The organism is Kitasatospora sp. NPDC022856, assembly GCF_055561235.1.
Genome location: NZ_JBVHHE010000074.1, coordinates 1 through 17,300 on the forward strand (window position 1 = coordinate 1; position 17,300 = coordinate 17,300).

Genomic DNA, 17,300 nt, shown 5'->3' on the forward strand with positions numbered 1-17,300 from the left:
GCCGAATCCAACTCCGACCCCACCTGATCGACGGATGCCTGACCGCCACCGGCCTGACTCTCAGACCACCGACCCCACCCTGAAAACCTCAGTAGCTGCTGGCACTCGCACTCGAGCTGGAGCTCGAACTGGCACTGGAACTCGCGCTGGAGCTCGAACTGGCACTGGAACTCGCGCTGGAGCTGGAGCTCGGCCCTCCACTGGAGCTGGAGCTGCCACTGGAGCTCGGCCTCCCCCTGGAGCTGGAGCTCGCACTCCCGCTGGAGCTGGCACTGGAGCTCGCACTCCCGCTGGAGCTCGCGCTGGAGCTGGCACTGGAGCTGGAGCTGGAGCTGGAGCTGGATTGAGGGGAGCCAGGCTTGGAGTGGCTGGCATGGGACGCCGACTTGTCCGACGGTGTGGCGAGTTGGCCGGAGGTGTGGGTGGTGGAGCTGTTCCGCGAAACCGCGGTGGCCTGTTGAGCGGCGGCGCGGGTCGTGGAGAGGGCTGCGAAGGGGATAGCGGCGGCAAGCAGAAGGAGACGCCGACGGTCGGGGGCGGTCATATCTGTGGTTCCTCAGGTCGGATTGCTGGCTGAGCGTGCAACGTCGGGTTGCGCCGGGCCGACGGCCCGGGGAAGAAGGAGGGCCGTGGCGAGAGCGTGGTCGAAGTCCGCCATCGTGGGGTAGCGGCCTGCGGGGTCGGGGCTGAGCGCGCGGGCGAGACATGCGCCGAGCCGCGGCCACCGGCGGACCGGCCAGCGGGTGAAGGATGACAGAGGCCGGTGCGCACGGCGTACCAGGTCCGCGAGACTCCCGACCGTGGACACATGGTGACGTCCCTCGACCAGGCGGTAGAGCAGGGCGGCGAGCGCGTACTGGTCGGCGGCCGGGAGCAACTTCGCCTGATTGTCGGTGAGGCGTTCGGGGGCCGCGTATCCGAGAGTGTACCTGTGGATGGATGCCGGATCCGGGGCCCAGGCCTCGTCAGGGCCGATGGGGGTGGCGCTCTCGAAGTCGAGGACCGTGACGCCCGTGTCCGAGATCAGTACGTTCCGGGAATTGATGTCGCCGTGGACGATGCCGTGGCCGTGCAGGCGCCGAACCGCGGAACCTAATCCCAGGACGAGGCGTTCGAGGCACTCTGCGCCCGCCGCCGACTCCACCGCCGTGGAGGACGCCAGGTACCACATCAGCTCACGGACCGTCACTCCGGAGCGCCACTCGCTCGCTACGAAGCGCAGCGGCCCGGCCGCCCCTGCCTCTAGCAGACGGGGCACGAACACCATGTCCTCCAGTCGCCGAAGCGCCGCCTCCTCGTTGCGGATCCGCGCCAACGCCCTCGGCGAGGCATCGGCGCAGACCGTCCTCACCGCTACCGCCCGGCCACTCCCGTCCACGCCCCGGTACACCCGGCAGCACTGCTGCTCCCCTACCAGGCGCAGTGCTTGGTGGCCCGCGAAGTCGAGCGGGAGCGCCGCGTCTGCGGTGCGGCCGTGTGGGCAATGGGGTGCGGGGGTGTTCGCCGCCGGTGCGTGGGAGGGCGCCGGGGACGGTGCGACCGGTCCAGCGGCCCTTGGAATCGGCGGGGCGGTGGTGGTCACGTGCGGGTGATGGTGAAGGGGATGTGCTTGCCGAGGTCCTGGACGAAGACCTTGCCGGTGATCTCGGTGACCCGGCTGCCGCTCGCGCAGACCACGTTCTCGCTGCGGCCGTGGCCGCCGGGAACGACAAACTTGATCTTTCCGATGCCGGCGTTGTTGACCGTGAGCTCGAAGGAACCGATGGCGTAGCGGTCGTCGTCGCCGTCCACGATCTCTGCCTTGAGCGTGTTGCTCCCCAGCAGAAGGGGGGTGACGGTGACACTCCGGTTGATCCCGTTGCTGGACGCGGTGCCGGTGAACGGGGCGTCCAGGTCGGCCAGGCCGACGTAGTCGCTGATCGCGCCGCCGCAGGCGTCGCCGGTAGCGGCATGAGCGGCCGGAATGCCCGCCACGGTGACAGGGAGCATGGCCAGGGCTCCCCCCAGAGCCGCGACCCACTTCACACGCTTCATGAGTTCGGTGTCCTTCCCGAGCGGAGGCTTTGACGGGAAGTATGCGAAGAACCATCCGAGCGGAACACCGCCGCGCTGGCCTTCTACCGGAGATACACCCGAGAGGCCGACCTCCGCAGTCGCCCGCCCGTGATCCGCGAGGGCGTCGGTATCGTCCGAAAAGGCCATGGCAGCGGCTGCCCCCCGCCGCCGAACGCCACAGGGTTGGACATCGACGCCCTGGCCAGCCGTGACCCGAAGCCGCGCGGCGGTGGCCTGCGCCCTCGCCGAGTCGTTGGGCCGTCCAGGGTGCGGCCGTCACCCTTCGGAGGCGGCCCGCATGCAGCCCGGAGGCTGGCCCAGGAGGTGATGTGACGGGACCTCCGGAAGTCGGGGACGGGTACGGGCGGCCATTCCAGCCCGGGGTGGGCCGGGACGGCGGGGTGTACGGGGCAGGGTCAGCCGGTGACGGTCTCGGCGTGCCGGGTGAGCGCGTCCGGGAGCGGCCTGGTGGCCGGTCAGCTTGCCCTCGGTGCGGGCCTTGTCCTGCTTGCGCAGCCAGGTGCCGGGCCGGAAGGTCGAGTCCGCCTCGCCGCCGGTGCGGTTGGCGGGGCCGTCGAGGGTGCCGCCGGCGGCGAGGTAGGCGAGCAGGCGGCGGTAGGAGCGGTTCCAGTCCGGCTCCAGGCGCCACAGCTCGTCCAGGCCGTCGAGCTTCGCGGCCTGCTCGGGGTTGAGGCCCGCGGCGTTGCGCTGGCGGCGCATCCACGCGTCTACCGCGTAGCCGTCCAGCTTCTCGGCGGCGGGGATCGCCAGGTGGCCGTGGTGGGCGGCCCACGCGCGGGCGTAGGCGTGGCCGCGCTTCCAGGCGTTCAGGCGCTTCCAGGCGTTCACGTGCTTCGACCAGATCATCCCCAGCGCGTCCAGCTCGCTGATCCGGGCCGGGTCGAGCAGGTGCTGGCCGCTTACTGAGGTCTTCAGGATGGGGTCGGTGGTCTGAGAGTCTGAACCGCCCCCGACCGGCTCGAGACCCTTGTACGCAACCGCCTCAAGCGGCTGCAGTATCGCCCCGATGTCCTCAACGGCATTACCTGCGCGCACAGGCCACGCCGGCCGTGAAGCCCTCAACCTGGCTGACGCGGCCGCCGAAGCCGCCCGAAGGCCGGGCCCGGGCTACGGGCTTTCCTGACCGGCCAGCAGGCTCACGGTGCCGCCTTGGTCGGAGACAGCCGTACGGCCTTCGCCCGGCTGCGGGAGACGGAGCAAGCTCTGTTCCAGGCTGACGGCCGCAACAACCACGTAGGCGGCTACGATCTCTCGGCGTATCACTTCCACGTCTCCTCCGTCCTCTACGCCTTGGGAGACGTGGCGGGGTCGATCACCGCGATGCAGCAGTCGCAGCGGCTGCGGCCGCCGCGGGAGAAGCAGGGCCGGGCGCACGCCAACGGCGTGATGGCTCAGCGGCAACTGGAAGTCGGGCACGTCGAGCGGGCGACAATGACCTGGCACAACTTCTTGGACGACTACGAGACCCTGTCGTCCGCCCGGACAGATGACCACTTCCTGCAGATGCTCTCCGGTATCCGGCCCTACACCGGAAATCCGAAGGTCCGCGACCTCAACGAGCGGGCGCGGACCTTGGTGGCGACGAAGGCGTGACGGCGACGGCTAGGAGGTTCTGGCCAACAGCCGTGGCCCGACGCCGAACCACCGTGGCACCCGCGGCTGGGCCGCGATGTCCTGCAGAACATCTCCGTGCTCGTGTTCGGTGAGGTGCCGGTTGGCGATGTAGAGGTTGTCGGCGCTGCTCCCCCCGACGACGGTGTCAGTGCCAACCAGTAGGTTGTGCGGTGGTCCCGAGAAGGCCTGATCGGCCCCGGCAGGGTACTGCCGGGGCCGCTGCTTTCCCGGGGGCGCGCGCACGGCATCCGGCGCCCCTTGTGCGCTGCTGCGCCCCCTACCGTCTGCGTGGCGTAGCGGTCAGGATGGCCGGGTCGTCGTTCTGCGTGCGAAGGGGGATCCCTGGTGGGCAATCGGGAGAAGGACCAGCCGCTGGAGAAGGGCAAGGCGCCGCCCGGGAACGCGGACGGGAAGGTCGACAAGCCGGATCCGGGTAGTGATGGGAAGCACCGGAAGCCGAAGCAGGACTGAGCGTGGACCTGGACCTCGTGAAGTGGCGGGCCGGCCTTGATGAGGCGATGGAGGCGCGTGGGGCCTGGCCCGAGCGGGCTCCGTGGCTGCGCGAGGCCGTGTCCGCGTTGCCCCGGGACTGGTTCGCGCCGGAGCGGCTGTGGCGGTGGGACGGGGACGCGTACGTGGCGGTGGACCGGTTGGCCGATCCGCAGGGTTGGGCCGGCGAGCTGTATGGGGACCAGTCCGCGGCCGCGGTCACCCAGGTGAGTGGCGGGCTGGCCTCGTCGAGCCTGTCCGCGCAGGGTGTGGTGGTGGACATGCTGGACTCGCTGCTGCTGGAGCCCGGGCACCGGGTGTGGGACATCGGTGGTGGGCAGGGTTGGAACGCCGCGCTCGCCGCGCGGCGGGCCGGCCCGGGCCGGGTGGTGTCCACCGAGATCGACCCGGGGCTGGCCGAGTTCGCGCGGACCCGGCTGGCGGCCGCCGGCCTGGACGTCGAGGTGCTCACCGGGGACGCCACCGGCACGGCGCCGGATGGTGGACGGTTCGACCGGGTGATCGCCACCTACGCTGTCGAACGGGTGCCCCGGACGTGGGTGGAGGCGACCGTCCCGGGCGGGCGGATCGTCTACCCGTGGGGGCGGCTGGGCCATGTCGCGCTCACGGTCGCCGACGATGGGCGCGGCGCGTCCGGTTGGGTGCAGGGCCTGGGGCAGTTCATGGCGGACCGGGCGGGCGCGGCGCCGCCGGTGGCGGGGTTCGCCGGGTACGCGACGGTACGCGGCGAGGGCCCCGCCGAGACCGAGCGGGTGGTGGAGCGGGACCTGGAGCCTCTTGAGGGGAACTGGGATCTCACGTTCGCGCTGCGGGTGGCGGTGCCGGACGCGGTGATCATCACAGGGCGGGACGAGGACGGGGTGAACGCATGGGTCCACGACGGAGCCACCTCGTGGGCGGCGTTCGGCACCATGGGTGACGGCACCACCGTGCTGCACCAGGGCGGCGCGCGACGAATCGGTGACGAACTGATGGTCGCCTGGGCGCAGTGGGACAGTCTGGGCCGACCGGAGCCGTGCGACTACGGCATCACGGCCCGGCCGGACGGCCAGTTCGTGTGGTTGAAGGATCCGGTGGACGGCCCGCGATGGGCTGTCGGCGGGGCGGTAGCGGCTGGCGAGCCGGCTCGTCGAGCACCGGTGTGAGCAGCGTTCGTGCTGGTGGTGCTCTGGGTCGGGGTCTTGACCTACGGGTGCCGGCGGAGCGGTTGGCCGAGGTCGTGCCGGCGGAGCGGTTGGCCGAGGTCGTGCCGGCGACGCTGGGGCAGGCGTTGGTGCGGGCGCGGCGTCGGCGGCTCGGCGCCCGGCCGGACGGCTGGGTGTGGCAGGTCCGGGTCGATCCTGAGCAAGTTACCCCGGCCGGGTAGTTGCGTCACTACGCTCGGTGCACTTGACTTGACGAAAGCCGGTACTCAGCGTGCCGGACTACGCCTTCAGCAACGACTCCGGACAGCTCCCCGATGACCTGCCGTTCCACACGGAGACCTTCACCGGCCCCGCGCTCGGCCCGGGCCGGCCGGCGCTCCTCCTCTACCCCGCCTTCCACGACGAGATCGTCAGCGGCGAGTTCGCCGGCCAGAGTTCCGTGCCATACCTCCTCGGCGGGCTGGAGGGCTTCACCCAGATCGCCCACGGCACGCCGGCCCGGCACACCCCTGCCCAGCTGCGCGGCCCGGATGGGGTGGAAGGTCCGGTTCGCCGGCGGCCGCCTCGACATCGGCCGCCCCGGCAAGGCGTTCCGGCACACCAACGTCACCGGCACGCCGACGTGGTACGGGCCGACCCCCGCCGTGCTGTACGTCCTCATCTCGGAGAAGCCGTTGGGGATCGACCACGAGAACGGCAAGGAGATCATCGACGCCGCCGTATCCGTGACCGGTGTGTTCAGCGTCCTGCCGTACGAGGTGGACTAGCGTCGCCGGATCCGACCCCGGCCTTCGGGCTACGCCGTGGCGGCGTCGAATGTGGGGACAGTCTGCTCGGCGGCCGGGGTGAGCGGTTGGGCGGTGCCGTCGGGGCCGGGCAGGAGCAGGGTGGTGGTGCGGGTGCGGACGCCGGCGCGGCCGCGGCCGCGGCCGGTGCAGTGCACGGTGACGGTGCGGGAGGTGCCCTGCCCCCAGCTGTCGCCCAGGCCCGCGAAGCGGGGGCTGTCGGTGGTGAGGGTGAGAGCGGCTCCGGGCCAGGGTGTGGTCACGCGCAGGGTGGTGCCGGATTCCCGGAGCCGGGCGGCGAGGCGCTGGTGGTCGCGGGGCCGCACCCGGCTGGTGGGCTCCAGCATGATCACGCCGAAGGCCCCCTCGCGGGCGAGGGCGGCGACCACCTCCGCCCATTGGGGGCCCGGGTCGTCGGCCACCGCGAGCCGGGCGTAGAGCAGGCCGAGCGCGTCCATGGCGGCGAGACCCAGGTCCGGGAGACCCACCGCGACGTAGACCTCCGGGCGCTGGGCCGCGCCGGCGGCCAGCGCGCCGAGCAGGTAGCGGTCGTCCACGACCTCGACCACGACGCCGCCGCGTAGGCGGCCATCGGGCAGGACGGGGGCGAGGGCGTCGAGGGCGGGCCAGGCGGTGGCGTCGACGGCCATCCGACAAAATCCGCTGACCTGTAGTTACGGCGTATCGGGGCAGTACGTGTTCCCGCCGACTTCTAGATCACTTCCCAGGACCTGGTCGCGGGGTGCTGTGCTGCCAGTCCGGGTTCCCGTGTCCCTGAGCACGGGAACCGACGGCAACTGAGGCGACGTCCCCACCGGGTTCCGGGCCCCGGCTTTGCCCACCTTCTGCACCGGCATCTGGTACGGCCAGGGGGTTCTGCGGCTGCCGTTCGGTTCCGGCCTCGACGCGGCCTCATTCGGTGGCGGGTGTCGATGCGGTGGCGCCAGGTGGTCCGGTCGACCTCTTGGCGAGGAGATTCGGCTCGCGGCCGCCCGGCTCGCACACGGCCGTTCTGTTCAGGGGGTGTTCGGGTGGTGGCTTCTGGGGGTGGTGTGGCCGGCGGGCGGCGTCTCGGTACGTGGCGGGGGGATGGCCGGGATCGTGGTGTCCGGGGTGTCTGGGGTGGTTGTGGTCGCGGGGTCGACGGGGGTGTCCTCGTGCAGGGCTCTGGTTTCGGCCTTGAGGATGCGCAGGGATTTGCCGATCCCGCGTGCTGCTTCGGGGAGCTTCTTGGAGCCGAAGAGCAGGACGATCACGGCGAGCACGATGATGAGGTGCCAGGGTTCCAGGCCGTTGCGGAACATGGGCGTCGTCTCCTTGGCGGTCGAAGCGGTGGGGCTGGGTCGCCGTCGCGTCCGAGGGTGGGGGTCGATCCGGGAGCGGTCCCGAAGTATTGAAGCTGTCGTCGGTGCGGGTGCCGGGTCGGGTGCTGGCGGGTGTCGTTACCCGCACCCGACCCGGCACCCGCACCCGGTCAGGGGATCAGGCGCAGTCGTGCGGTCGCGGACCAGCCGGCTTGGAGGATGATGTCCGGGTCCTCGTAGTTGCCCCAGTCGATGTCCGGGTAGTTGATCTTCGTGCTGACGATCAGATCAACACCCGGATCGCTTGTGTACGGGTCGGACTGTATGACCTCGAAGGCGTCGAGGATGACGTTCGAGCCGGTGGACGAGGCGTTCTTCTGGCCCAGGACCTTGACAGTGACGGTGTGTTCGCCGTCGGGCAGGCCGGTGCGTTCGAACGCTGTCTGCTGGAACTGCTCGGTGGGGGCGTACAAGTCCACCAGGGTCGCGGTCTCGCCGTCCACGTAGATCTTGGCGATGCCTTCGTTGGGGCCCTTGGGGCAGATGACGCGTATGCCCGTGCCCTGGAATCTGGTGGCGGCGCCGGAGCCCGGCGCGTAGGTGTAGGACTCGGTGTGGTTCAGGGCGCCGCCGGTGGAGGGAGCCGAGGCATCCGCGTGTACCCACGGGCCAGTGTAGGTGATTCGTTCGGATGCGCTGTCGATGTAGGGGTTGACCACCTGGAACGCGTCGATGCGGGCCACGGTGCTCTTTGAGCTGGCGTTCTTGGTGCCGGTGCACTCCACCTTGATGGTGTGCTGGCCGTAGGCGAGTGGTGCGCTGCGGAAGACCAGCTGGGGCGTGCTCGAGTTCCCGTCGCCTATGTCGTAGTAGCGGCTGTACCTGCTGTAGAGGTCAATATTGTCCACGAGGGTGCCGTCGATGTAGATCTTGATGATGCCCAGGTTCTCGGCTTTGGCGGAATGGAGACCGATGCCCGTGCCGGTGAATGCGAGTTCTGCCGTCGCGCCGGTCGCGTTCGAGGAGGACTGGGTGCCGGAGATGGCGCCGGAGGTGGATCCGTCGGTACTTCCGGCGTGGGTCCACGGGCCGGTGTAGACGATGTCCGGGGAGGTGTTGTCGATCACGCGTCGGGCGGGTGCCAGGCGGACGGCGTCCGTTCCGTCCGATTCGACCTGGACGCCCGGTCCCGCGGCTCCGACGGTGGCTTTTGCGAGCCTGATGTTGGCCTTGGTGCTGCGGAAGTCGTTGGTCCAATGCGCGGTGTTGCCGGACAGGAAGTAGCTGTGGGTGTCCTGGGCCCAGGGCCAGGTGGGTTGGGTGCGGTAGGCGTCGGTGCCGGTGGACCGGGTGCGGATGGCGGTGCCGGTGGGGCGTCCGATGTGGTCGTCGGGGTAAACCGTCCACTGGGCGTCGCGCTGCCAGGTGAGGGTGTCCGTGCCGTCGGCGAGGCCGAAGCGCATGCCGACATTGCTGAAGGAGCCGGAGGGCGGGTTGGCGAGGGTGTAGCTCGTGGTGAGCAGGCCGCGGCCGTCGATGGAGATCGTGAAGGTGGTGTTCACGGCGCCGAAGCGGCCGGTGAGGGTGACGACTGCCTGGCCGCCGACGGTGGTGACCGTGGCCGATGTGCCGGTCCACGCGCCGGGCAGTCCGCGTGAGACCACCAGGTCCGGCCCCGCGGTGAGGACCCTGGCGCCGCCGGCTCTGGCTTCGATCAGGCGGGCGGTGGTCTTGTCGAAGATGACGGTGAACGGTGTGTCAACGCCGGTCACCACGATCCGTCCGGCATTCTCCTGAACGGTGGGAGTGGTGCCGCCGGGCGCGGTGAACTGCGGTGTTGTACGGGTGTTCAGCCAGAGGCGGTACTCGTCGACGATCGAGGTTCCGCGCCGGATCGTCAGGTGGAGGGTGTCCCCGGCCGCCCAGGGGCCGGCCGGGACGGTGAGGGTACCGCTCTGCCGAGCGGGGACGGAGACGCCGGTGAGCGTTCCGGATCGCGGGCCGATCTCCCAGTTGATGGCGAGCTCACTCAGGTTGGTGTGGTCGTACCAGTTCTTGACCGGTACCGGGATGGCTCCGCCCGGGGTCAGCCCGGTGAGTACGCCGTCGGCGATTCGTACGGGCGAGAACGCCTTCCGTGTCAGCCAGTGTTCCGGCTTGGGCCGCCGCCACAGATCGATGATCCCCCACTCGCCGTAGCCGACGGGTGCTGCGGGCAGGTTGAACACGTCATCGATGGCCGCCCAGATCGCTCCGCCGACGACACCGTCCGTGGTGCGGAACTTCTCGGCGAACTCGTTGATGCTGTGGCCCCAGAAGTTGCGCACGCCGGGGTCCGCGTTCAGGGTCGCGTGGATGTAGCACGGGACATGGGCGAACTCGCCGTACTGGATGGGCTGGGTAGCGTTGCCGGTCGCGTTGGCGAGGGAGGGGTAGTGGCCAGCGTAGATGTCGGCCTGGTTACCGCCGTTGTGCTGTTCGGACTCCTCGAAGACCGTCGGGCGGGAGGGGTCGTTCTCGTGCGCGTAGGTGTTCTCGAGGTCGAAGTTGAGCAGGTTCGTGTTGCCACTCTCGTTGCCGAGGGACCACTCGATCACGCAGGCGTGACTTCGGTCGCGTTCGATCATCTCGGCGAACTGCGTCAGGAACTGGTCGGTGTAGGCGGGGTTGTTGACCGTCCCGTACTGGAAGCTGACCGGTGCCTCCACTTCCATGTAGAGGCCGAGGCGGTCGGCCAGTTCGAGCAGGGCCGGGGTCGGGGGGTAGTGCGAGGTGCGGATGAAGTTGCAGTTCGCCTCCTTGTACAGCCGGAGGGCCTGTTCCTCCATGGCCGGGGTCGTCGAACGCCCCTGCGTCGGAGTGATGCTGTGATGATTGACGCCGAGCAGGTGTACCGGCCTGCCGTTGACCAACAGTTGGTTGCCCTGCATCTTGACCTGGCGGAAACCGACCGCCCTCGACACCGTCTGGGTAACGCCGTCCACCGTGAGGGTCGCCCTCAGGGTGTACAGGTTGGGGTGTTCGGCATCCCACTTGCGTGGTGCGCTCACGGGGATGGCCGCCACGGCCTGAGGCGTCGCCCCCGTCAGGGTGATACGGGCCGGGGACACGGGGACGGAATGGCCGTCCGGGTCGGTGAGGGTCAGGTCGACGGTGCCGGTCTTGCCGGCCGCCAGCACTGCGGCGGCGGTGACGGTAAGGGTGGCGTTCGTATAGGAAGCGTCGAAGACCGTGGCGGTGTGCAGCCGGGTGAGGTGGGAAGCCGGCAGCGCCACGAGGGTCACGTCACGCAGGATCCCGCCGATGATGTGGTGCGCGTAGGCAGACTGTGCCGCGATGTTGGCAGCCCGGTCGGTGACCCCGAGGGTCACGACGGCTTGCTGACCCGGCGTGACGAGTGAGGTGATGTCGGCGTACCAGGTGGTGAAGCCGCCGTCGTGGGTGGCCACCAGGGTTCCGTTGACCCACAGGCGGGCGTAGTTGTATACGCCGTCGAAGCGGAGCATGACCGTCCGTCCGGCGTAGTCGGCCGGGACGGGGACCGTGACGGAGTATGCGCACTCGCGGTTCCAGCCAACGGTCTGGCCCTGCATCGCAGGTTCGCCGGGCACGCCGATCGCGGCCCAGGAGGAGGTGCTGGTGCCAGGGGCCCAGAAGGAGGCGGGCGGGGTGGTGGTGTAGCGCCAGCCCGCCGTGACGGGGATCCGCGGGTTGCCGACGCCGGAGACGGTGTCGGGCAGCGGGGGGATGACGGGCGGGGCGGTGGCGGCGGCAGCCGGTGCGGCGGTGAAGAAGTCACCGGTACTGGCGACGGCGGCGAGCATCCCGGCGGCGACCATGCTCTTCAGGATGCCCCGGCGGGAGATACCCGTGGGGGCCGCGTCAGCGGCGCGGGCGGGGGTGTGGGGGTCAGGAGACGACACTGTCTTTCCCTTCCTAGCAACTAGGCTGCTAGGAAGATTTAGGGGGCATCTGCGGCGGTTGGCAATACCTGGGACGCGGGTACTCGTCACCGGCGGGGCATTTTGTCGGAACCTCCCAGACACAGGAGCGTCGTCTCATCCGGCCTTCGGGACCGGCAGGTACGGCGCGGGCACGGTCCGGTACCGAAAGGACTCGGCGCAGGCGCTCACTACGGCGGTAACGCCTCGTCGTCTCCGCCGCGGCGCGCCGCACACGGCGCCGTCCGGTGACGGTGCGGTCCGGCCAGTCGGGGCCGTGCGGCGGTGAAGGTCGCGCCACCCGGCGCGGGGAGTCCGACCTCGAGCCGGGGCTCCTCCCGGTCGGCGCGGGCGGCCATGGGCGGCGTTGCGCGGGTTGCGGCGGCAGGCGGTCGCGGTGGGCGCGGCACGGTCGAGGTGTCCGGTCCTGGTGGCGACTCGGCAGGGATCGGACTGCGCCTCAGGTGCCGGGAGGACATCGGTGCCGTGCGGGCACGCCTCTGCCGCGCCCGGCGGGGGCGGTGTCCGCCGGGCGCGGCAGCGAGTCGGGGCTGGCCGCCCGTTCGCGCGCGTCCGTAGTGGCGACCAGTGATCGGTGTCCGGTGGCACCGGGATGGCGCGAGTGCCTCGCGGTGGCGGGTCGTTGGGGTGTCGTCGATGGCAGGGTGGCGTAGTGGCAGCCGGGAGCCGTCTCCGGGCGGGGTCGGGTGCGGGCGGGGATTCTGGTGGGTCAGGCGAAGCGGGCGGAGACGCCGCCGTCGACGGCCCACTCGGCGCCGGTGACGAAGGCGGCGGCGTCGGAGAGGAGGAAGGCGACGACGGTGGCGACGTCGCGGGGTGTGCCGAGGCGTCCGAGGATGTGTTTGTCGGTGGCGGCCTTGCGGACCTGCGGTGGTTCCCGGTCGAAGTACTCGGTGAGGAGGTCGGTCTCGATGTAGCCGGGGCTGACCGCGTTCACTCTGACGCCGTGCGGTCCGACTTCGAGGGCGAGTGAGCGGGTGAGGCCGACGAGGCCGGATTTGGCGGCGGCGTAGGGGAACATGCCGGGGCAGGTGAGGGTGGCGTGCATGGAGGCGATGTTGACGATGGAGCCGTGGCCGGCGGTCACCATGTCGGGCAGGACCTGGCGGGCCATGAGCCAGGCGCTCTTGAGGTCGACTCCGAATACCTCGTCCCACTGTCCGGTCGTCATGGTGACGGGGTCGGCGTAGGCGTTGCGTCCCGCGTTGTTGACCAGTCCGGTGGCGGGGCCGAGTTCCTCGCGCAGCGCGGCGACCGCGTCGGCGATCTGCTCCTCGTGGGTGATGTCGCAGGCGGCCCAGGCGGCCGCGGGGCCGATGAGGTGGGCGGTGTGGCGCAGGCGGTCGGCGTCGATGTCGAGGAGTCCGACACGGGCGCCGGCGTGGGCCGCGGCGTCGGCGATGGCCGCGCCGATGCCGCGCGCGGCGCCGGTGACGAGGACGGCGCGGCCGGTGAGGTCGATCATGGTCGGCTCCGGTTTCGGACGGGCCGCAGGATGTCGTCGAACTCCGCGAGGAACCGGTCGACGCCGGCGATCTCCTGCGGGTCCAGGCTGCGGGCGGGGTGGCGGCAGTGTGGCTGGTCGATGAGGCCGCGGCGGACGGAGATGAGCTTCTCCACCATGATGATCAGTTCGACCTCCTGCATCCAGTAGGCCAGGTAGGGGAGGAGCCGCGCGTGCAGGGCGAGTGCGTCGGCCCGGTCGCCGTCGTGCCAATGTCGCCAGATGCGCTGGTAGATCTCGGTGAACGAGCAGCCGGGCTGGACCCCGGCGATGCCGCGTCGCAGGGCGTCGGCCAGTTGGAGGCCGGCGTAGCCGACGAAGGATCGCAGGGCGGGTGTGGCGGCGGCGAGGTCTTCCGCCAGCCGACCGGGCAGGGCCGTCTCGATCTTCACGGCGGCCAGGTTGGGGTGCTCGGCGGCGAGTCCGCGCAGGGCCTGTGCGGTGAAGGCCGATCCGGTCTGGGCGGGCGCGTACTGGAGGATCACGGGGGTGGGCGCGACGGCGGTCAGGACGGTGGTGACGTGGCGGTGCACCTCGGCGGGAGGCGGGCCCAGGAAGTGGGGCGGGAGCAGGTTGATCGCGTCCGCGCCGGCGTCGACGGCGGCGGTGGCGCGTTCGACGGCGACGCGGGTGGCGTGGTCGGGGATCGAGATGACGGCGGCGACGTCGGGCCGGGGGGTGGTGATGTCGAGCAGGCGGCGGGTGAGGAGGGCGCGTTCGGCGTCGGTGAGCTTGTGGAACTCGCTGGCGAAGCCGGGGAACATGACGGCGGTGACACCGGTTGCGAGGACGTGGCGTACGAGGCGCTCGAAGCCGTCGGGGTCGAGGTCGCCGTCCGCGGTGAACGGCACTTCGAGGACCGGCATGACGCCGCACAGCAGGTCGGCGTTCATCAGAAGGGTGCCTTCGCGGGGTGGTCGCCGGATCCGCCGACCAGGAAGTCGAGGTCGGCACCTTGGTCGGCCTGCAGGACGTGGTCGGTGTAGAGGCGGGTCCAGCCGCGCTCGCCCGCCCGGGTGGGCGGGGTCCACTCGGTGCGGCGGGCGGCGAGTTCGTCGTCGCCGACATCGAGGTGGAGGGTGCGGGCCGCCACGTCGAGTTCGATGGTGTCACCGGTGCGGACGAGGGCGAGGGGTCCGCCGGCTGCGGCTTCGGGGGCCACGTGCAGGACGACGGTGCCGTACGCGGTGCCGCTCATCCGGGCGTCGGAGATGCGGACCATGTCGTTGACTCCTTGGGTGAGCAGTTTGGCGGGCAGCGGGAGGTTGCCGAGCTCGGGCATGCCCGGGTAGCCGCGGGGGCCGAGGTTGCGGACGACGAGGACGGTGTCGGCGTCGACCGGCAGGTCCGGGTCGTCGGCGGCGCGCAGGTAGTCCTCGATGCCGTCGAAGACCAGGGCGGGGCCGCGGTGGCGCAGGAGGCGGGGTGAGGCGGCGGACTGTTTGACGACCGCTCCGCCGGGGGCGAGGTTGCCGTGGAGTACGGCGGTGCCGCTGTCGGCGGGTTGCACGGGGTCGTCGAAGGTGCGGATGACCTCGCGGTTCCAGACCTGGTGGCCGTGGAGGTTCTCGGCGAGGGTGCGGCCGGTGACGGTGAGGGTCTTGGTGTCCAGGAGGTCGCCGAGTTCGGCCATGAGGGCGGGCAGCCCGCCGGCGTAGGCGAAGTCCTCCATCAGGAACCGGCCGCTGGGCATGAGGTCGGCGAGCAGGGGGACGGTGCGGCCGATCGCGTCGAAGTCGTCGAGGCCGATCGGGACGCCGGCGCGGCCGGCGATCGCGAGCAGGTGCAGGACGGCGTTGGTCGAGCCGCCGATGGCGGCGTTGACGGCGACGGCGTTGGTGAATGCCTCGCGGGTGAGGATGTGGGAGGGGCGCAGGCCCTCGCGGGCGAGTTCGACGGCGCGGGCGCCGGACTGTTCGGCGAGCTGGGCGCGGCGGGCGTCGACGGCGGGCAGCGCGGCTGCGCCGGGCAGGGAGAGGCCGAGGGCCTCGGTGACGCAGCCCATGGTGGAGGCGGTGCCCATGGTCATGCAGTGGCCGGCGGAGCGGGCCAGGCAGCCTTCGAACTCCTCGAAGTCGGCCTCGGTGATGCGTCCGGCGCGCCGTTCCTCGCTCATGCGCCAGATGTCGGTGCCGGATCCCACCGGTTTGCCGCGGAAGCGGCCGGTGAGCATCGGGCCGCCGGACAGGGCGATGGCGGGCAGGTCGACGCTGACCGCTCCCATGAGCTGGGCGGGAAGGGTCTTGTCGCAGCCGCCGAGCAGGACGACGGCGTCCAGGGGGTTGGCGCGGATGGTCTCCTCGACGTCCATGCTCATCAGGTTGCGGAAGAGCATGGAGGTGGGCCGCATCAGTGGTTCGCCGATGGACATGGTGGGGAATTCGAGGGCGAGGCCGCCGGCGGCGGTGACGCCGCGGCGCACGGATTCGGCCAGGATCCGCAGGTGGGAGTTGCAGGGGGTCAGCTCGGACCAGCTGTTGCAGATGCCCACCACCGGCTTGTCGCGCAGCTGGTCGCGGGTGAGGCCGAGTTGGCGCATGTGGTGGCGGGCGATGAAGCCGGCCTTGCCGGGGTCTTCCCACCAGGTCGCACTCCGTAGGAGGCTCATGCCGCACCACCCGTGGGGGCCGTGTGGGCGGGTACTGCGGCGGGCTGCCGGAGCATGGTCGCCACCCCTCCTTCTCGATGTCGGGTCCACTCACTCCCCGCGAACACGAGGCCCGGGGCGGCTCGGCGGGGAGGGTCGGGATGGCCGCGAGCCCGCCGCTGGTGGATCAGGGCACGATAGTGTTACCTAGCAGCTATGCTGTCAAGCATTGATGCAGGACCTGACAGACAACCGGAGGAAAGGGAGGGGCGCATGAACATGAACCCCGAAGGGGGCCGCACGCCGAGAGCCCCGCGCGGAGGGGATCCGGTCAACGATCTCCCGGTCACGCCCAGCAACGGTGGTGGCAGTATGGCGTCGACGAATGCCGCACGTCTCCCCCCGCGACACCTGTCGTCCACCGGCTTCGCGGGGCACGCGGTCGGAGCGGGGTGGGCGGTATGACGATCGAGCGTCTGACTCTGAGCGACACCGTGGCACGGGAGATCATCGAGGAGATCAAGCAGCGCCGGCTCCGCGCGGGCGACGAGATCCCCGCCGAGGGTGAACTCTCCGAACGGCACGGCGTCAACCGCCTCGCGGTGCGCGAGGCGATCCGCACCCTGACCGCCCGGGGTGTCCTCGTCTCCAGTCAGGGCAAGCGGGCGCGGGTGGCGACCCCGTCGCCCGCCGTTCTGACGCAGATCCTCGAGTTCCGGCTCAACCAGAAGTCGATGGACCTGCGGGACCTGCTCGACACCCGCCGGGTCATCGAGTGCGAACTCGCCCGGCGCGCCGCGGCCCGGATCGCCGACGGGCACGGCTCCACCGCGGAGGCCGAACGCACGCTGGCCACGATGATGGACGCGGGAGCGAGCCCCGAGGCATTCATCGCGGCCGACCTCGCCTTCCACGACGCCGTCTCCGACCTCGCCGCGTCCGAGGTCTTCTCGTTCATCCTCGCCGCCATGAACGGCGCCCTCCTCGAAGCGCGCCGCACCAGCTACCGCGGTCGCGAACAACGGGGCGAGGGCCAGGGCGCCACGATCGAGGCGCACCGGCGCGTCCTGGACGCCATCACCGCGGGCGACCCCGAACGCGCGGGCCGGGCCATGGCCGACCACATCGAGGAAACCGGTCACGACCTCGGATTCTGACCCGGCGCCCCCGATCTGAACCGATTCGACCGCAGGTCGGCCATCTCCCGGCCCTCGCGCCGCCGCTCCAGACGGTGCGACCCGGGGTCGTGCACAGGTCCGGGCGGGCACGGTGTCCCCGCCGCGCGCGTCCATGCCCGCAACGGATCCAGCGTCGGCTCCGATCTCGACGCACCCCTCGCCACCTTCCCGGGCTCCTGCACCCCCGGGAGGGTGGCGCTCGCAGCGGTGTCCGAGAGGTTTCGGCAGGGCACTGCCGGAGCTCTTGGCAACTAGGCTGCCAGGCGGCTATAACTGCAGGGCTCAGCGGAGCACACGGCCACGATGCGCGGGACCGGCTCCCACGGACGCCGCGCCCGTGGCCGTTCCACCAACGGGGAGACCCCTGTGATGCTGACCGATTTGCCCTTCCGGACCCTCGCCATCGTGCGGGGGCGTGACCGTGATGCCGCCTTGCGAACCGTCCTGGCCCTCGCGGAGGAGGGCATCACCGTCGCCGAGGTGTCCCTGACCACCACCGACGCGCTGTGGGTGATCGAACACGCCCGCCGTGAGCTCGGGCCCGACGCGCTGCTGGGTGCCGGGACGGTCCTGAGCGTCGACGACGCCGCCCGGGCCGCCGACGCGGGCGCCGCCTTCCTCGTCACCCCCGGCCT

At 70.9% G+C, this 17,300-nt stretch carries 14 protein-coding genes and 1 pseudogene; 6 read left to right on the forward strand and 9 right to left on the reverse strand.

The features are described from left to right. Positions 1-556 precede the first annotated feature (556 nt). The 3 genes from ACZ34W_RS37115 to ACZ34W_RS37125 form a co-directional block, all read right to left on the reverse strand. Positions 557-1,582 carry a protein kinase domain-containing protein gene (locus ACZ34W_RS37115; RefSeq protein WP_465610701.1) on the reverse strand — a complete coding sequence of 342 codons (1,026 nt, stop codon included), beginning with the start codon at positions 1,580-1,582 and terminating at the stop codon, positions 557-559. Beyond that, positions 1,579-2,034, reverse strand: a complete 456-nt coding sequence (locus ACZ34W_RS37120) for a hypothetical protein (protein WP_465610703.1) — start codon at positions 2,032-2,034, stop codon at positions 1,579-1,581. Before ACZ34W_RS37120 ends, ACZ34W_RS37115 begins: the two co-directional genes overlap by 4 nt. Before the next feature lie 297 nt (positions 2,035-2,331). Beyond that, positions 2,332-2,922 carry a helicase associated domain-containing protein gene (locus tag ACZ34W_RS37125; protein WP_465610705.1) on the reverse strand — a complete coding sequence of 197 codons (591 nt, stop codon included), beginning with the start codon at positions 2,920-2,922 and terminating at the stop codon, positions 2,332-2,334. A 303-nt stretch (positions 2,923-3,225) separates the two neighbouring features. On the opposite strand from ACZ34W_RS37125, the gene ACZ34W_RS37130 reads away from it, so the two are divergent. From ACZ34W_RS37130 to ACZ34W_RS37145, 4 genes are all read left to right on the forward strand, one after another. Further along, positions 3,226-3,669, forward strand: a complete 444-nt coding sequence (locus ACZ34W_RS37130; RefSeq protein WP_465610707.1) for a hypothetical protein — start codon at positions 3,226-3,228, stop codon at positions 3,667-3,669. Between the two features lie 366 nt (positions 3,670-4,035). Next, the gene (locus tag ACZ34W_RS37135) at positions 4,036-4,161 is read left to right on the forward strand and encodes a hypothetical protein (protein WP_329491944.1); all 126 of its coding nucleotides are present in this window, start codon (positions 4,036-4,038) and stop codon (positions 4,159-4,161) included. Between the two features lie 2 nt (positions 4,162-4,163). Beyond that, positions 4,164-5,345 (forward strand): protein-L-isoaspartate O-methyltransferase family protein, encoded by a 1,182-nt coding sequence (locus tag ACZ34W_RS37140; protein ID WP_465610709.1) that lies wholly within the window; start codon positions 4,164-4,166, stop codon positions 5,343-5,345. 530 nt (positions 5,346-5,875) lie between these two features. Beyond that, on the forward strand, positions 5,876-6,112 hold the full coding sequence (locus ACZ34W_RS37145; protein WP_465610711.1) for a hypothetical protein: 237 nt from the start codon (positions 5,876-5,878) through the stop codon (positions 6,110-6,112). A 29-nt stretch (positions 6,113-6,141) separates the two neighbouring features. On the opposite strand, the gene ACZ34W_RS37150 is transcribed toward ACZ34W_RS37145, so the two are convergent. From ACZ34W_RS37150 to ACZ34W_RS37175, 6 genes are all read right to left on the reverse strand, one after another. Next, positions 6,142-6,780 (reverse strand): hypothetical protein, encoded by a 639-nt coding sequence (locus ACZ34W_RS37150; RefSeq protein WP_465610713.1) that lies wholly within the window; start codon positions 6,778-6,780, stop codon positions 6,142-6,144. A gap of 366 nt (positions 6,781-7,146) precedes the next feature. Further along, on the reverse strand, positions 7,147-7,434 hold the full coding sequence (gene tatA, locus ACZ34W_RS37155; protein WP_465610715.1) for a Sec-independent protein translocase subunit TatA: 288 nt from the start codon (positions 7,432-7,434) through the stop codon (positions 7,147-7,149). Positions 7,435-7,604: 170 nt separating this feature from the next. After that, a complete protein-coding gene (locus ACZ34W_RS37160) occupies positions 7,605-11,273 on the reverse strand; it encodes a glycoside hydrolase family 2 TIM barrel-domain containing protein (protein ID WP_465610717.1) in 3,669 nt (1,222 codons plus the stop codon). Between the two features lie 832 nt (positions 11,274-12,105). After that, a complete protein-coding gene (locus ACZ34W_RS37165; protein ID WP_465610719.1) occupies positions 12,106-12,861 on the reverse strand; it encodes an SDR family NAD(P)-dependent oxidoreductase in 756 nt (251 codons plus the stop codon). Next, positions 12,858-13,793, reverse strand: a complete 936-nt coding sequence (locus tag ACZ34W_RS37170) for a dihydrodipicolinate synthase family protein (protein WP_465610721.1) — start codon at positions 13,791-13,793, stop codon at positions 12,858-12,860. The genes ACZ34W_RS37165 and ACZ34W_RS37170 overlap by 4 nt, the downstream gene beginning before the upstream one ends. After that, positions 13,793-15,508 (reverse strand): IlvD/Edd family dehydratase, encoded by a 1,716-nt coding sequence (locus ACZ34W_RS37175; RefSeq protein ID WP_465610723.1) that lies wholly within the window; start codon positions 15,506-15,508, stop codon positions 13,793-13,795. The genes ACZ34W_RS37170 and ACZ34W_RS37175 overlap by 1 nt, the downstream gene beginning before the upstream one ends. 440 nt (positions 15,509-15,948) lie before the next feature. Between ACZ34W_RS37175 and ACZ34W_RS37180 the strand changes: the two genes are divergently transcribed. Next, positions 15,949-16,644: a FadR/GntR family transcriptional regulator gene (locus ACZ34W_RS37180; protein WP_465610725.1), complete on the forward strand. Its 696-nt coding sequence runs from the start codon at positions 15,949-15,951 to the stop codon at positions 16,642-16,644. 390 nt (positions 16,645-17,034) lie between these two features. Beyond that, positions 17,035-17,300: pseudogene (locus ACZ34W_RS37185) on the forward strand (bifunctional 4-hydroxy-2-oxoglutarate aldolase/2-dehydro-3-deoxy-phosphogluconate aldolase); the annotation flags it as partial.

Bases quoted from the DNA above. Each gene is read 5' to 3' on its own strand.
- ACZ34W_RS37120 (WP_465610703.1), bottom strand. From the start codon at position 2,034: ATGAAGCGTGTGAAGTGGGTCGCGGCTCTGGGGGGAGCCCTGGCCATG.
- ACZ34W_RS37125 (WP_465610705.1), bottom strand. From the start codon at position 2,922: ATGATCTGGTCGAAGCACGTGAACGCCTGGAAGCGCCTGAACGCCTGG.
- ACZ34W_RS37145 (WP_465610711.1), top strand. From the start codon at position 5,876: ATGGGGTGGAAGGTCCGGTTCGCCGGCGGCCGCCTCGACATCGGCCGC.
- ACZ34W_RS37150 (WP_465610713.1), bottom strand. From the start codon at position 6,780: ATGGCCGTCGACGCCACCGCCTGGCCCGCCCTCGACGCCCTCGCCCCC.
- tatA (WP_465610715.1), bottom strand. From the start codon at position 7,434: ATGTTCCGCAACGGCCTGGAACCCTGGCACCTCATCATCGTGCTCGCC.
- ACZ34W_RS37160 (WP_465610717.1), bottom strand. From the start codon at position 11,273: ATGGTCGCCGCCGGGATGCTCGCCGCCGTCGCCAGTACCGGTGACTTC.
- ACZ34W_RS37165 (WP_465610719.1), bottom strand. From the start codon at position 12,861: ATGATCGACCTCACCGGCCGCGCCGTCCTCGTCACCGGCGCCGCGCGC.
- ACZ34W_RS37170 (WP_465610721.1), bottom strand. From the start codon at position 13,793: ATGAACGCCGACCTGCTGTGCGGCGTCATGCCGGTCCTCGAAGTGCCG.
- ACZ34W_RS37175 (WP_465610723.1), bottom strand. From the start codon at position 15,508: ATGAGCCTCCTACGGAGTGCGACCTGGTGGGAAGACCCCGGCAAGGCC.
- ACZ34W_RS37180 (WP_465610725.1), top strand. From the start codon at position 15,949: ATGACGATCGAGCGTCTGACTCTGAGCGACACCGTGGCACGGGAGATC.